Below are 14,754 nucleotides of genomic sequence, written 5' to 3' on the forward strand. Positions count from 1 at the left end.
GAAACGGCCAAGGTTTCTTGACGGCAAAACCCGGGTTTTTGACGGATCACGCCACGCCTGGGGAGATCACGCAGGGGGCCGCGGTCGGCACTGCTGCATCATCGACTGGCCATGGATGAGACCCGTGTCGCTGCCAGCTATGCCCAGTTGCTCTTCGAGCACATGGGCGCGCTCGGCCGCGCCGAAGCCCTGGGCACACCGCCGGCGCCGGCCGAGACCTTTGTCGCGCTGCGCCGCTGGCAGGCGCTGCTCGAGCGGGCACGCGACCTCGACCCGGGCCCCAAGTCGACCTTCCCGCTGCGCCTGGCGCGCGGCATCGCGCCGCGGCACTTCGGCGTCGTCGGCTTCGCCGCGCTGGCCTGCGGGACGCTGGGCGAGGCCCTGCAGCGGTTGGAGCGCTATCACCGCTCGGTCTACGACGTGAACATCGCCCAGGTTCACCCCTGCCCCGAGGGCATCTGCATCGAATGGGGCGTGGAGCGCGGCCGCCCCGGCGCCCTCGTCGACGAGACCGCCATCGCGGCCCTGGTGCAGCTGACGCGGGAGTTCACGGGCAGGCCGCTGCGCGCGTTGGCGGTGGACTTCGTCAACCGCCGCCCGGCCGATGTGCGGCCCTACGAGGACTTCTTCGGCGGCGCGGTGCGCTTTGAGCAGCCCAGCACACGCCTCGTGCTGGCGCTGAGCGACCTCGCCTTGCCCTTGCGCGGCGCCGACGCGGCCCTGCTGGCGCTGCTCGACGATCAAGCCGAACGCCTGCTGCAGGAGGTGGCTGCCGTCAGCGAGCCGGTCGGCGTCTGGCGCCAGGCCCTGGTCGGCCTGATTCGCTCGGGCCGTACCCAACTGCCGGACCTCGCACACAGCCTGCAGATGAGCCCGCGCAGCCTGCAACGGCGGCTGGCTGAGCAGGGCCAGAGCTTCCAGGCCTTGCTGTCGCAGACCCGCCAGCAGCTGGCCGAGGCCTATCTGCGCGACCCCGGCGTCGAGCTGGCTGAAGTGGCCTTGCTGCTTGGCTATTCCGAACAAAGCGCCTTCACGCGCGCCTTCCGGCAGTGGACGGGTCAGGCACCGCTGCAATGGCGCAGACAACATTCACGATGAACCTGGCTCCCCAAACCGTCGTCATTGACGGCGCCCCCGCCCACGGCCGCTATGTCGGCCGCATATCGCGCATCGATTGGTCTCCGTTGCGCGAGCGCCGCTCGTGGTTCTGGCACAGGCTGCATCACAAGCGCTGGCATTACGTCGGCCTGGGCAATGAGCAGCTCTTCATCGGTGTCGCCATCGTCCACCTCGGCTGGACCTGCACGGCTTTCGCCTACCTCTTCGACCGCCGTCGCCGCACCTTGCTGGCCAACTGGCGCCAGGACGGCCTGCCGGGATTGCAGGCCGGTGTATCCGACGCGCCGCTCGCCGGCGCCCGTGCCTGGTTCCGCGGCCCCGGCGCGCGGCTGGCGCTCTGCCACGAGCCGGACGACAGCCTGCGCCTCACCGTCGCGACGCGCGCACTGCGCATCCAGGCCCGCCTGGACCTCGGCCGCATGGCGCCACCGCTGCTGGCCATCGGCCCCATCGAAGGCGGCATCGTCCATGCGACGCAGAAGACCACGGCGCTGCCCGTGCAAGGCTGGGCCGAGGCCGAGGGGCAGCATTTCGGCCTGGATGGCGCCTGGGCAGCGGTCGACGCGTCCAATGGCCTGCTCGCCCGCAACACCGCCTGGCGCTGGGCCAGCGCCCATCGCGCCGACGTCGGCTTCAATCTGCAGCAGGGTTATTTCGGCGGGCAGGAGAACGTGCTGTGGCTGGACGGCATGCCGATCGCGCTGGCTGGCGCCCGTTTCGACTTCGATCCCACCCAGCCGCTGCGCCCGTGGCGGGTGCACACCGACGACGGCCTGCTTGACCTCGTCTTTACGCCCGAAGGTGCACGTGCCGAGAACCGCGACCTCCTCGTCGCTGCCAGCCACTACGTTCAACCCATCGGCTGCTTTGCCGGCACCGTGCGAGCCGGCGCCGGCGCACCGGCGCGCCGCATCGACGGCCTGCTGGGCGTGACCGAGGACCACCGCTCCCGCTGGTGATACGTCACGCTCGGGCTCGGCAGGTCGGTTCAAGTACCGGGGCGGGTCGATACAGTCATGGCGCATCTCCAGCCGCCCACCTACGTGCTTCACGCCTCCTCATCCACACGCAACCTCGCGGCCGGCATTGCGCTGACCGTGGCACTGGTGCTGGCCCAGGCCTGGCTGCCCGAGCGCAGCATCGATCTCGCGGCCCCGGGTGCGGTGAGCAACCTGTACCTGATCGCTCCGGGCGACGTCCCGGGCGAGCCCTCTCCCGTGCAGTGGGTCGACTACGAACGCCGCCACTGGGTTTGCCGCAATCCCGCGAACAGCCCTTCGCAAGCGTGTGGCATCACCCTCGTGCTGAGTGGCGATGACCCGGCCCGCGGCAGGAACCTGAACGGATTCGACACCCTGGAGCTGGACCTGGCCTACCGGGGCAACGCCGCTCATCTGCGCGTGGCCCTGCGCAATTTCGACCCGCGCTTTTCCAAGCTGACCGACGGCAACAGCTCCCGCATGCAGTCGATCAACCTGAGGGGGCGCGATGTCACCAAGCCGGTCACCCTCGAACTCGCTGAGCTGACCGTGCCCGAGTGGTGGATCACGCAGTTCGACCTGCCTCGCGAGTTCAACCGGCCCAGCGTCGAAAACGTGACCTCCCTGTCCATCGACCTGACGGACAGCCTCGCCGGGCAGAACCACGAGCTGGAGCTGAGGCATCTCACGCTCAAGGGACCCTGGATCGCCCGCGACACCCTCTACCTCGGCCTGCTCTGCGCCTGGCTTTTGGCGGCCGGCACCGTCGTGGGCCGGCAGTGGCGTGCGCTGCGGCGCAGCCATCTGCGCCAGCAGCGCGAGATCGATGCGCTGACGGCACGCACCCGGCTGCTGCGCGTCGAGCAGGACAAGCTGCGCCGCCTGGCCACCATCGATGAATTGACCGGGGTGCTCAACCGCCGCGGGCTGGAGTCGGCACTGGAAGATTTCGAGGCCGAGTCGGCCGGCGTGGCGCTGGTGCTGCTCGACATCGACCACTTCAAGCACATCAACGACCGCTGGGGCCACGCCGTCGGCGACGAGGTGCTGCGCCGCATGGCCGCCATCGTGTCGGCCAATCTGCGCACCACTGATGTCATCGGCCGCTGGGGCGGCGAGGAGTTCCTCGTCGCCTGCCAGGGCCGCCATGCCGACGACGCGGTGCGGCTGGCGGAGAAGCTGCGTGATGCCGTGCAGCACGGCAATTTCGACACCAAGGGCCGTTTCGGCATCACCGCGAGTTTCGGCGTCGCGCTGGCACCGCCCGGTGCGTCGACCCACCGCGCCTTCAAGCGCGCCGACGCGGCCCTCTACCGCGCCAAGGCGGCCGGCCGCAACCGCGTCGAACTCGACACCGCGCACGACGCCGTCACCACGCTCTGAGCGTGGCGGCGCCGCGCACGACGCTCAGTGCACGACGCGCCCGAACGAGAACACGCCGCCTTCGACCTGCACCGGGATCACATCCTTCGGGCCGAAGCGCCCCTGCAGGATGAGCTTGGACAACGGGTTCTCGACGCGCTGCTGGATGGCCCGCTTCAGCGGCCGTGCGCCGAAGACCGGGTCGAAGCCGACCTTGGCCAGTTCGTCCAGCGCCGCCTCGCTGACGTCCAGCTTCATCTCCATCTTGTCCAGGCGTGCCTCGAGCAGCCGCAGCTGGATGCGGGCGATGGACTTGATGTGGTCGGCGCCCAGCGCGTGGAAGATGACCGTCTCGTCGATGCGGTTCAGGAACTCTGGCCGGAAGTGCGTCTTGACCTCGCCCCAGACCGCCTCGCGGATGACCTCGTCCTTCTCACCCGACAGCGCCATGATGTGCTGCGAGCCGAGGTTGGACGTCATGACGATGACGGTGTTCTTGAAGTCCACCGTGCGGCCCTGGCCATCGGTCAGGCGGCCGTCGTCCAGCACCTGCAGCAGCACATTGAACACGTCCGGGTGGGCCTTCTCGACCTCGTCCAGCAGCAGCACCGAATAGGGCTTGCGGCGCACGGCCTCGGTCAGCGTGCCGCCTTCCTCGTAGCCGACATAGCCGGGAGGCGCACCGATGAGGCGGCTCACCGAGTGCTTCTCCATGAACTCGCTCATGTCGATGCGGACCATGTGGTCGTCGCTGTCGAACAGGAAGCCGGCCAGCGCCTTGCACAGCTCGGTCTTGCCCACGCCGGTGGGGCCCAGGAACAGGAAGCTGCCCAGCGGCCGGTTCGGGTCGCTCAGGCCGGCGCGTGAACGGCGGATGGCGTCAGACACGGCCTGGATGGCCTCGTCCTGGCCGATGACGCGATCGTGCAGCTTGGCTTCCATCTGCAGCAGCTTCTCGCGCTCGCCCTGCATCAGCTTGGAGACGGGAATGCCCGTGGCACGTGCGACCACCTCGGCAATCTCCTCGGCGCCCACCAGCGTGCGCAGCAGTTGCGGCCGGTTGGTGCCCGCCTTACCGGCCTCCTTGGCCTGGGCGTCGTTGAGCTGCTTCTCCAGCTCGGGCAGACGGCCGTATTGCAGCTCTGCAACCTTGTTGAAATCGCCCTTGCGCTTCCATTCCTCGATCTGCTGGCGGGCGCGGTCGATCTCTTCCTTGACGTGGGCAGAGCCCTGGGCCTGCGCCTTCTCGGCGGTCCAGATCTCTTCCAGGTCGTTGTACTCGCGCTGCAGCTTCAGCAGCTCGTCCTCGATGAGGCCGAGGCGCTTGATCGAACCCTCGTCCTTTTCCTTCTTGACCGCCTCGCGCTCGATCTTGAGCTGGATCATGCGGCGGTCGAGACGGTCCATGGCCTCGGGCTTGGAGTCGATCTCGATCTTGATCTTGGCCGCGGCCTCGTCGATGAGGTCGATGGCCTTGTCGGGCAGGAAGCGGTCGGTGATGTAGCGATGGCTCAGCTCGGCCGCGGCAATGATGGCCGGGTCGGTGATCTCCACGCCATGGTGCACCTCGTACTTCTCCTGCAGGCCGCGCAGGATGGCGATGGTGGCCTCCACCGTCGGCTCGTCGACCAACACTTTCTGGAAGCGGCGCTCCAGGGCAGCGTCCTTCTCGACGTATTTGCGGTATTCGTCCAGCGTCGTCGCGCCGATGCAGTGCAGCTCGCCGCGCGCCAGGGCGGGCTTGAGCATGTTGCCGGCGTCGATGGAGCCCTCGGACTTCCCGGCGCCCACCATGGTGTGGATCTCGTCGATGAAGAGGATGGTCTGGCCGGCGTCCTGGCTGACCTCCTTGAGCACGCCCTTGAGGCGCTCCTCGAAGTCGCCGCGGTACTTGGCACCGGCCAGCAGCAAGGCCATGTCCAGGACCAGCACGCGCTTGCCCTTCAGTGAATCTGGCACCTCGCCGTTGATGATGCGCTGGGCCAGGCCTTCGACGATGGCCGTCTTGCCCACGCCCGGCTCGCCGATCAGCACCGGGTTGTTCTTGCTGCGGCGTTGCAAAACCTGGATCGTGCGGCGGATCTCCTCGTCGCGGCCGATGACGGGGTCCAGCTTGCCCAGGCGGGCGCGCTCGGTCAGGTCCAGCGTGTATTTCTTCAGCGCCTCGCGCTGGCCTTCGGCCTCGGCCGACTCCACCTTCTGCCCGCCGCGCACGGCCTCGATGGCGGACTCCAGCGCCCGGCGCGTCAGGCCGTGGCCCCGCACCACACCGGCCAGGTCGGTCTTGGCCTCGGTCAGCGCGAGCAGGAACATTTCGCTGGCGATGAACTGGTCGCCACGCTTGGTGGCTTCCTTCTCCGCCGCCTGCAACAGGGAAACGAGATCGCGCCCCGCCTGCACGGTCTGGCCCGAGCCACTGACCTGGGGCAGGCCAGCCATCAGGCCGTCCAGCGCCGTGCGCAGGCCGCCGGCGTTAACGCCGGCGCGTTCCATCAGCGCGCGCGGGCCTTCGTCCTGGGCCAGCATGGCCGCCAGCACGTGGACGGGCTCGATATAGGGGTTGTCGCGGGCCAGGGCCAGGCTCTGGGCCTCACCCAGGGCCTCCTGGAAGCGGGTGGTGAACTTGTCGGCACGCATGGTGGGAATCCTCCGGTTGCCAAGCCAAGTGGGCGCCAGCCGGCGCTTTTCAAGTTGAGCTAGATCAAGGCCTGCGCGAGACGCATGCCCAGCCAGGCGGCAAAAAGCGCTCCCAGCACGTGGGCCAACGTATGGGCGGCGGCCATGCCCAGCTCACCATGGCGCAACAGCGCCAGCGACTCGCCCGAAAAAGCCGAAAACGTCGTCAACCCGCCGAGGAAGCCGGTCACCAGCAAAAGTTTCAGCAATTCGTTCGGATGGCGGCCCAACCACTCCAGCGCCATGCCGATCAGCAGCCCGCCCACGAGATTGACGAGCAACGTGCCGAGCGGGAAGCCGGCCCAACGGGTGTTGAACAGCAGGCCGGCCTGCCAGCGCGTCAGCGCGCCCAAGGCGGCGCCTACCGAAACTGCCAAAGCGTTCACAGGGCGTTCCCTCCGGCGATTCCCCACCGCGCCAGCGCCTCGTCGTCAGCTACGCGGGCATCCACCCAATGCGCGCCGTCCGGCGTGTGTTCCTTCTTCCAGAACGGTGCCTGGGTCTTCAAATAGTCCATCAGGAATTCGCAGGCCTGGAAGGCCTGCCCTCGGTGGGCGCTGGTGACGAGCACCAGCACGATCTGGTCGCGGGCCTGCAGGGTGCCGACGCGGTGGATGACCTTGGCGGCACGGATATCGAAGCGGGCCATGGCTGCGTCGACCATGGCCTCGATGGCCGCCTCGGTCATGCCCGGGTAGTGTTCCAGCTCCATTGCCGACACTGCCGCGCTGCTGCTGTGCTCGCGCACGGTACCGACGAAGGCGACGACGGCACCGACGCCGCCATCCCCCATCCGCAGGGCGGAGGTTTCGGCGCCGACGTCAAAGTCTCCGGACTGGATGCAAACTCTGGGCATGGCAGAGATTCTCGCCCTGGCGCGCGGTGAGATTCACATGTTTGGCCGTTGAAGTCAGAGCCCGCCGCCGGATACTTGCCCCTCATTTCTTCTCACGCAGCCAGGAATCGACATGGCCCTGATGGATTTCATCAAGAAACAGTTCATAGACGTCATCCAGTGGACGGAGGACGCCGACGGCACGCTGGCCTGGCGCTTCCCGATGTCCGGCATGGAAATTCAAAACGGCGGCCAGCTCGTCGTGCGGGAATCCCAGGTCGCCGTCTTCGTCAACGAGGGTCAAGTGGCCGACGTCTTCGGCCCGGGCACCCACAAGCTGACGACCCAGACGCTGCCGGTACTGACCTATCTGAAGAACTGGGACAAGCTGTTCGAGTCCCCCTTCAAGAGCGACGTCTACTTCTTCAGCACACGCCAGCAGATCGACCAGCGCTGGGGCACCAGCCAGCCGGTCGCCATCCGCGACAAGGACTTCGGCGCCGTGCGCCTGCGCGCCTTCGGCAACTACGCCTACCGCATCCAGGACCCGAAGGTCTTCCACACGCAGATCTCCGGCACGCGCGAGCGCTATACGGTGCAGGACCTGGACGGCCAGCTGCGTGGCCTGATGCTGCAGCACATCAGCGACGCCGTCGCCAGCAGCGGCACGCCCTTCCTGGACCTGGCTGCCAACCAGGTCGAGTTCGCTGCCGCGCTGAAAAACGCGACCGCCGAGTCCTTCACGGCCATCGGCCTGGAGCTGATCTCGGTGACGATGCAGAACGTGTCGCTGCCCGAGGAGCTGCAGAAGATCCTCGACCAGCGCATCGGCATGGGCATCATTGGCCAGAACATGGGCCAGTTCATGCAATACCAGGCGGCACAGGCCCTGCCCGAAATGGCCAAGGGCGGTGGTGGCGGCAGCGGTATCGCCGGCGAAGCCATCGGCCTGGGTGCCGGCGTGGCCCTGGGCCAGACGCTCGCGCAGACGCTGGGCCAAGGCCTGGCCGGCGTCGGCACGGCCGCACCTGCCCCCGCAGCCAGCAAGCCCGAAGACATCGTCTCGCTGCTGGAAAAGCTCGGCGACCTCAAGGCCAAGGGCATCCTGACCGACGAGGAATTCGCCGCGAAGAAGGCCGATCTGCTGAAGAAGCTTGGCTGAGCAAACGCCAGCCGCCCAGCGGCGCTGGCGCGCGGCGTGCCCCAATTGCGGCGCGCCGGTCGAATTCGCCAGCGCGGCCTCGAGCACGGCCGTCTGCGGCTTCTGCCGCAGCACCTTGCTTCGCGACGGTGAGGCGCTGAGCCAGATCGGCCAGAGCGCCGAGATCTTCGAAGACTATTCGCCGCTGCAGCTGGGCACGAGCGGCCGCTGGATGGGCCGCGGCTTCACCGTCGTCGGCCGCGTGCAGCGCGGCTCGGAGCTGGGCAACTGGAACGAATGGCATCTGTTCTTCGACACCGGTGCCGACGCACCGCGCGTGGCCTGGTTGAGCGAGGACAACGGCCAGTTCGTCCTCAGCCTGGAGGCACCGCTCGCCGAAACGCCGTCCGGAGCCCCCGCCCTGGGCCAGCCGCTGACGCTGGCCGGCCAGCGCTGGCAGGTGGCCGCCATCGTCGAGGCGGCACTGCGTGCGGCCGAAGGCGAGTTGCCACGGCCGCCCAAGCCGGGCCGCGTCATCGAGCTGCGCAACGACAAGGGCGAGGTCGGCAGCCTGGAATACCGCGACGGCGCGGCGCCGATCTGGTCCGTTGGCCGCAATGTGCTTCTCGCCGACATGGCGCTACAGGGCCTGCGCACGACGGCCGAGGGCGAGTCGGTGGCCGAAGCCAAGTTCAAGGGCAGATCAATAGCCTGCCCGAGTTGCGGTGCACCGCTGGAGCCCAAGCTCACGCAGACCAAGAGCATGGTCTGTGCCCAGTGCAATGCCGTGGTCGACTTGCCGGAAGGCGAGTCCAAGGCACTCGGCTTCACCCCACAGGATCGCGGCCTGCCGCCGCTGATTCCGCTGGGCCGCACCGGCACGCTGGCAGTCGACGGCAAGCCCGAAGCCTGGACGGTCGTCGGCTACCAGGAGCGCTGCGACATTCCCGAAGACGCCGACGACGAGCAGAGCTTCTGGCGCGAATACCTCCTCTACAACCGACTGGCCGGCTTCGCCTTCCTCGTCGACACCCGCGAGGGCTGGAGCCTGGTGCGCACGCTGACCGGCGCGCCCACCTCGGGCCGCGGCGGCGTCAGCTGGCAAGGCCGCGACTACGCGCAGCGCTGGGTCTACGGCGCCAAGACGACCCATGTGCTGGGGGAGTTCTACTGGCCCGTGAAGCTGGAAGACCGCGTCCAGGTCACCGACTACATCACCCGCGACGGCCAATTCCTGCTGAGCCGCGAGCAACAGGGCCCCGAGATCACCTGGAGCGGCGGCAGCCCGGTGCCGGCCGACACCGTCAAGACGGCCTTCAACCTGGTGGCCCCGGCCGTCCAGTTTGCGCGTGACACTTCGGCCTTCAAGAGCGGCGGCAACCTGCTGCGCAACATCATCATCGGCCTGTTCCTCGTCGTGTTGCTGTTCGCCCTGCTGCGCGCCTGCTCCAGCGACGATTGCCAGCAGTACAAGAACAGCTTCGGCGAGAACAGCAACGAATACCGCCAGTGCCGCGCCAGCTCGCGCGGCAGCGGCGCCTATATCGGCAACAGCGGCGGCAGCTACGGCGGCTACAGCAGCGGTGGCGGCGGCCACAAGTGACCCAACACAGCAGGAGAGCACCATGACACTTGATTGGCTCAAACCCGAGGTCATCCTCGGCTCGACGATGTACGCCGTCATCGGTGTCGTCATCTTCTGGCTCTCCTTCGTCATCGTCGACAAGATGACGCCGTACAAGCTCTGGGAAGAACTCGTCGAGCACAAGAACATCGCGCTGGCCATCGTCGTTGGCGCGATGTGCATTTCCATCGGCAACATCGTCGCGGCGGCCATCCACGGTTGAGCCGCGCCAACCGGGCGGCCGGTCAGCACAATCACGCCGTTTCGACATCAGGAGCTTGTGATGAAGAGAGGGCTGACCACAGCCGCCGCATGGGCCTTGGGCCTTGCGTTGACAACCGCCCACGGACAGGACACGAACGCGGCCTCGGCGCCAACCGCCGCAACCCAGGCCCAGAAGGCCGACGCCATCGCACAGGCCTCGAGCTTTCGCATCCGCCCGGTCGACGATGCCTGGCGTGCCGCCCTGCCGCGCGACGCCGAGGCGGCCACCCAGGCCTATATGGACAGGCTGCCGGCCGACGTACTGGCCAAATCGGCCGCCTATTGGGAGGGTGGCTACTGGATGCAGCTCTGGGACCTGCTGCTGGGCCTGGGCATCGCAGCCCTGATGCTGTCGGGCCGGCGCGCAGCACGCGTGCGCGACTGGGCCGCGCGCGTCGGCCGCGGGCCGGTGCGCCGGGACATGCTGTTCGGCGCCACCTACCTGCTGGCCGCCTGGGCCTTGAGCCTGCCGCTGTCCATCTACACCGGCTTCGTGCGCGAACAGGCCTACGGCATGTCGACCCAGACCTTCTGGGCCTGGGCGGGCGAGCAGTTCGTGAGCCTGGCCGTCAACCTCGCGCTGGCGGCGGTCGTGTTCGCGGTGCTCTACGCCGTCATCCGCCGCACCGGCGAGCGCTGGTGGATCTGGGGCACGGTGCTGGGCATCGCCCTGCTGGCTTTCATGATCGCGCTGAGCCCCGTCTTCATCGAGCCGCTGTTCAACACCTACAAGCCGGTTGAGGACGGCCCCGTCAAGGCGGCGGTGCTGCGCATGGCCCATGCCAACGGCGTGCCGGTGGACAACGTCTACGAGTTCGACGCTTCGCGCCAGACGACGCGCATCAGCGCCAATGTGACCGGCCTGTTTGGCACGGCGGCCGTGCGCCTGAACGACAACCTGCTGCGCCGCACCAGCGAGGCCGAGATCCGCGCCGTCATGGGGCATGAGCTCGGCCACTTCGTGCTCAATCACGTCGTCAAGACGCTGCTGGCGATGAGCCTGCTCTTGCTGCTGGGCTTTGGCATCGTGCAATGGGCGATGCACCGGCTGCTGGCCCGCTTCGCCGCGAGCACGGGCGTCAGCCGCATTGACGACATTGCCGGCCTGCCGCTGCTGATGGCCCTGTTCTCGGTGTTCCTCGCGCTCGCCACGCCGGCCTGGAACACCCTCGTGCGCACCAACGAGGTCGAAGCCGACCGCTTCGGCCTGAACCTGTCGCGCGAGCCGCTGGGCTTTGCCGAAGCCCAGCTGCGCTTGGTGGAGTACCGCAAGGCCGATCCTGGCCCGGTCGAGGAATTCATCTTCTTTCACCATCCCGGCACGCGAAGCCGCATCTACGACGCCATGCGCTGGCGCGAGGCCATGGGCAGTCCGTGAAGCCCCTCGCGCAGCCTCGCCCCACTGAACGTGGCGCGCCTGGTCGGTCCCCCGAGGGGACGACGATGCTTGCCGGATCGACCGGCAAGCACATCGTCAACGCGGGCCGGCTCGGGAGCGGCCCAGCGCTCGGCCCGAACACGAAGAGAACTGAGATGTCATCGCACGACTTCGCCACGCTGACCAGCAACGCCCACGAGGACTGGACGCTGTTCGCCGTGCGTTTCCACGACAAGCCTGGCGCCGGCGAACTGCGCAAGGAGTTGCTGCAGGCCCATCTGGAATGGGTTGCGGCGCAGGGCGACAGCTTGCGCGCCGCCGGCTCGCTGCGCGAATCGCCCGAGGACACGCCGGTAGGTGGCCTGTGGGTCGTGCGGGCGCCGAGCAAGGCCGCCGTCGAGGCGCTGATCGCGACCGACCCCTTCACCGCCGGCGGTTTGCGCGCCGGCTGGGACATCTTCTACTGGAGCAAGGCCCTGCCCCGCCCGGTGTCGTTCTAGACTCGCGGCCCGCTGAACGACTGCACTGGCCAGCCATGACCTTCTCCGTCCGCGGCCTCGCCCAGGCCCTGCTCCTTGCGATCGCCCTGCCCGTTGCGGCCGCCGACGCGCCACCCGACGTGGCCATCTTCGTCGCGCGGCTCGATGTCGCCGCGGGCAAGGTCAGCGACACCCGCAACATCACGCCTGGCAAGGGCAACAACTTCCAGCCGGCTTTCACGCACGACGGTTCGGCCGTCGTCTACACCTCAGGCCGCTCGGGGTCGAACAACATCTACCGGCACGATCTGGCCAAGGGTACGACCGTGGCGGTCACCAAGACGACCGAGAACCTCTACTCGCCGACACCGCTGGCCGACGGCAACGGTTTCTCTGCCATCCGCGTCATCACCGCGGACCCAGCCTACGGCATCGAGGTCAACGAGCCGTCCCTGTGGCTTTTCAGCTGGGACGGCAAGCCCGTTGCGCCCGTCGTGCCCACCAAGCGCATCGGCTATCACGCCTGGATCACGCTCGACCTGCTCGCCGCCTTCATCGTCGATGACGTCCCGGAGCGCAACAACCATCGCGCCGTCCTCATCAGCCGCACCACCGGCCAGCAGACGCTGCTGACCGCCAAGCCCGGCCGGTCGTTCGGCCGCGCCGCCGACGCCAAGCGCGCCCTGTTCCTCGACCAGACCGACCCGGCGCACTGGCGCATCTGTGCGATGGGCGCAGGTGACAAGGCGCCGCAGGTACTGGTGGAGACGCCCATCGGTCCAGAGAGCGAAAAAGACGCCAACCGCAGCCAGTATTTCGTCGCGCTGCCGGACGGCTCGATCCTGATGGCGCGTGGCCACCAGCTGCTGCGCTGGGACGGCAAGCCGGGCGGCAGCTTCAAGCCGTTTGCCGAGCTGCCCGACATTGGCGGCGCCATCCGCAACATTGCGGCCAGCCCTGACGGCAAGCACCTGGCCTTCTCGGTGCTGCTGACCGCACCCAAGCCGTGACGGAGCAGCCCGCCTCGCGTGCCTCTCTGGCCGAGCTGCTGCTGCTGGCCAGCGTCTTCGTCATCGCCGCCTGCGGGCTGGTCTATGAACTGGCGGCCGGTGCGCTGGCCAGCTATCTGCTGGGCGACTCGGTGCTGCAGTTCTCCACCGTCATCGGCGTCTACCTGTTCGCGATGGGCCTGGGCTCGTGGCTGTCGCGCTTCGTCGAGCGCCAGCTGGTGGGCGTGTTCCTGCAGGTGGAGCTGCTCGTCGGCGTCATTGGCGGGCTGATGCCGGCGGGCCTGTTCGCCGTGCACAGCCTGCTGCCGCCGGGCGAAGGCGCGGCGTTCAAGACGCTGCTCTACGCGCTGGTGCTGCTGGTGGGTGCGCTGGTGGGGCTGGAGATCCCGCTGGTCATGCGCATCCTGAAGCGCCATTTCAGCGCACGCTACGGCCTCAAGGACCTGGTCTCCCAGGTGCTGACCTTCGACTACCTCGGCGCCCTGCTCGTCGCCCTGGCCTTCCCGCTGGTGCTGGTGCCCCAGCTCGGTCTGGTGCGCACCGGCATCGCCTTCGGCCTGCTGAACGTGGCCGTGGCGGTCTGGGCCTTGTGGATCTTTCGCGCCGAACTGCGCGCGCGCCGCAGCCAGGCCCTCGCCTGCGCGCTGTCGGCGGTGTTGCTGGTGGGCGCGCTGCTGGGCGCCGATGCCCTGACGCGCTGGTCCGAGGAGCGCTTCTACGGCGAGCACATCGTCTTCAAGCAGAGCAGCGCCTACCAGCGCATCGTCGTCACCGACGGCGGTGGCGGCACGCGGCTGTTCCTGAACGGCAACCTGCAGTTCCACTCGCGCGACGAGTACCGCTATCACGAGGCCCTGGTGCATCCGGCGATGGCGGCGCAGGGCGCGCCCAAGCGCGTGCTGGTGCTCGGCGGCGGTGACGGCATGGCCGTGCGCGAGATCCTGAAGTACCCCAGCGTCGAGCAGGTGACGCTGGTCGAGCTGGACCCGCTGATGACCGGCCTGTTCACGTCGACGCCGAAGCTGGCGGCGCTCAATGACCGCTCGCTGTCGTCGCCCAAGCTGCGCATCGTCAACGCTGACGCCTTTGGCTGGCTGGAGCAGCACCCGGAAGTCTTCGACGTCATCGTCATCGACTTCCCCGACCCGTCCAACTTTGCACTGGGCAAGCTCTACACGGCCAGCTTCTACGAGCTGGTCGACCAGCACCTGAGTGCGACCGGTTATGCCGTCGTGCAGACCACCTCACCGCTGATCGCCCGGCGCAGCTTCTGGACCGTCGTCACGACGCTGGAATCCGTTGGCCTGACGGTCACGCCCTACCACGCTCACGTGCCCAGCTTCGGCGAATGGGGCTTCGTGCTGGCCTCGCGCCGGCCCTTCCACACGCCGGCGCGGCTGCCGGACGGCTTGCGCTTCCTGAGCCTGCAAAGCTTGCCGGCCCTGCTGGACTTTCCGCCCGACATGGCCCGCCTGCCCACCGAGGTGAACCGGCTCAGCAACCAGGTGCTGGTGCAGGAGTTCGAGGCGGAATGGGGCAAGGTCCATTGACAGCGGGAACGCCGTTTGCCACAACATGGGATCGCCGGCCGATGGCGCCGGCGCAGGAGCCGCCCATGCAATCCACCGACCCGACGCAGGCCCAGCACGACGTGCCCACCACACCAGCCAACAGTGACCCTGCCGACATCGACAGCGTCTACGACAACCTGGTGAAAGGTGTCGGGCACGAACATGTCAGCGACAGCAACGTGGAGGAGCTGATCCGCCGCGCCGACGCCGACAAGCATCCAGTGCTGGCCGCCGAACTGCGCGAGTGGCGTTTTGCCACCGGGGAAGGTGCCAACATCGATCTCGACCCGGCGCACCGCAACTAGCCGCGGGCGT

Annotated in this window: 14 protein-coding genes; 11 read left to right on the plus strand and 3 right to left on the minus strand. The window is 68.1% G+C overall.

Going from position 1 to position 14,754, the window contains the following annotated elements:
* Positions 1-111: 111 nt before the first annotated feature.
* From ASC95_RS23120 to ASC95_RS23130, 3 genes are read left to right on the plus strand one after another with little or no spacing between them, the layout of a single operon-like run.
* Positions 112-1,098, plus strand: coding sequence for an AraC family transcriptional regulator (locus tag ASC95_RS23120; protein WP_057300029.1), 987 nt, complete (start codon positions 112-114; stop codon positions 1,096-1,098).
* A complete protein-coding gene (locus tag ASC95_RS23125) occupies positions 1,095-2,078 on the plus strand; it encodes a DUF2804 domain-containing protein (RefSeq protein WP_082568033.1) in 984 nt (327 codons plus the stop codon). Before ASC95_RS23120 ends, ASC95_RS23125 begins: the two co-directional genes overlap by 4 nt.
* A 57-nt stretch (positions 2,079-2,135) precedes the next feature.
* Positions 2,136-3,482, plus strand: a complete 1,347-nt coding sequence (locus tag ASC95_RS23130; protein WP_057300031.1) for a GGDEF domain-containing protein — start codon at positions 2,136-2,138, stop codon at positions 3,480-3,482.
* A gap of 24 nt (positions 3,483-3,506) precedes the next feature.
* Here ASC95_RS23130 and clpB read toward each other — a convergent pair whose 3' ends face one another.
* From clpB to ASC95_RS23145, 3 genes are read right to left on the minus strand one after another with little or no spacing between them, the layout of a single operon-like run.
* Positions 3,507-6,098: an ATP-dependent chaperone ClpB gene (clpB, locus tag ASC95_RS23135; protein ID WP_057300032.1), complete on the minus strand. Its 2,592-nt coding sequence runs from the start codon at positions 6,096-6,098 to the stop codon at positions 3,507-3,509.
* A 59-nt stretch (positions 6,099-6,157) separates the two neighbouring features.
* The gene (gene crcB, locus ASC95_RS23140; RefSeq protein ID WP_369820634.1) at positions 6,158-6,550 is read right to left on the minus strand and encodes a fluoride efflux transporter CrcB; all 393 of its coding nucleotides are present in this window, start codon (positions 6,548-6,550) and stop codon (positions 6,158-6,160) included.
* Positions 6,520-6,993, minus strand: a complete 474-nt coding sequence (locus tag ASC95_RS23145) for a molybdenum cofactor biosynthesis protein MoaE (RefSeq protein ID WP_057300034.1) — start codon at positions 6,991-6,993, stop codon at positions 6,520-6,522. Before ASC95_RS23145 ends, crcB begins: the two co-directional genes overlap by 31 nt.
* 112 nt (positions 6,994-7,105) lie before the next feature.
* On the opposite strand from ASC95_RS23145, the gene ASC95_RS23150 reads away from it, so the two are divergent.
* The 8 genes from ASC95_RS23150 (at position 7,106) to ASC95_RS23185 (ending at position 14,744) form a co-directional block, all read left to right on the plus strand.
* Positions 7,106-8,134: an SPFH domain-containing protein gene (locus ASC95_RS23150; RefSeq protein ID WP_057300035.1), complete on the plus strand. Its 1,029-nt coding sequence runs from the start codon at positions 7,106-7,108 to the stop codon at positions 8,132-8,134.
* Positions 8,127-9,716: a DUF4178 domain-containing protein gene (locus tag ASC95_RS23155; RefSeq protein ID WP_057300036.1), complete on the plus strand. Its 1,590-nt coding sequence runs from the start codon at positions 8,127-8,129 to the stop codon at positions 9,714-9,716. Before ASC95_RS23150 ends, ASC95_RS23155 begins: the two co-directional genes overlap by 8 nt.
* Positions 9,717-9,738: 22 nt before the next feature.
* Positions 9,739-9,960: a DUF350 domain-containing protein gene (locus tag ASC95_RS23160; RefSeq protein ID WP_057300037.1), complete on the plus strand. Its 222-nt coding sequence runs from the start codon at positions 9,739-9,741 to the stop codon at positions 9,958-9,960.
* Between the two features lie 60 nt (positions 9,961-10,020).
* The gene (locus tag ASC95_RS23165) at positions 10,021-11,379 is read left to right on the plus strand and encodes a M48 family metallopeptidase (protein WP_057300038.1); all 1,359 of its coding nucleotides are present in this window, start codon (positions 10,021-10,023) and stop codon (positions 11,377-11,379) included.
* A 155-nt stretch (positions 11,380-11,534) separates the two neighbouring features.
* A complete protein-coding gene (locus ASC95_RS23170; protein WP_057300039.1) occupies positions 11,535-11,879 on the plus strand; it encodes a YciI family protein in 345 nt (114 codons plus the stop codon).
* A 35-nt stretch (positions 11,880-11,914) separates the two neighbouring features.
* Complete coding sequence (locus ASC95_RS23175; RefSeq protein ID WP_057300040.1) at positions 11,915-12,868, plus strand: PD40 domain-containing protein; 954 nt, start codon at positions 11,915-11,917, stop codon at positions 12,866-12,868.
* Positions 12,865-14,418: a polyamine aminopropyltransferase gene (locus ASC95_RS23180; RefSeq protein ID WP_057300041.1), complete on the plus strand. Its 1,554-nt coding sequence runs from the start codon at positions 12,865-12,867 to the stop codon at positions 14,416-14,418. The genes ASC95_RS23175 and ASC95_RS23180 overlap by 4 nt, the downstream gene beginning before the upstream one ends.
* A gap of 65 nt (positions 14,419-14,483) precedes the next feature.
* On the plus strand, positions 14,484-14,744 hold the full coding sequence (locus tag ASC95_RS23185) for a hypothetical protein (RefSeq protein ID WP_157256465.1): 261 nt from the start codon (positions 14,484-14,486) through the stop codon (positions 14,742-14,744).
* The last annotated feature ends 10 nt before the right edge of the window (positions 14,745-14,754 follow it).

Source organism: Pelomonas sp. Root1217, from assembly GCF_001425705.1.
Classification (GTDB): Bacteria; Pseudomonadota; Gammaproteobacteria; order Burkholderiales; family Burkholderiaceae_C; genus Pelomonas.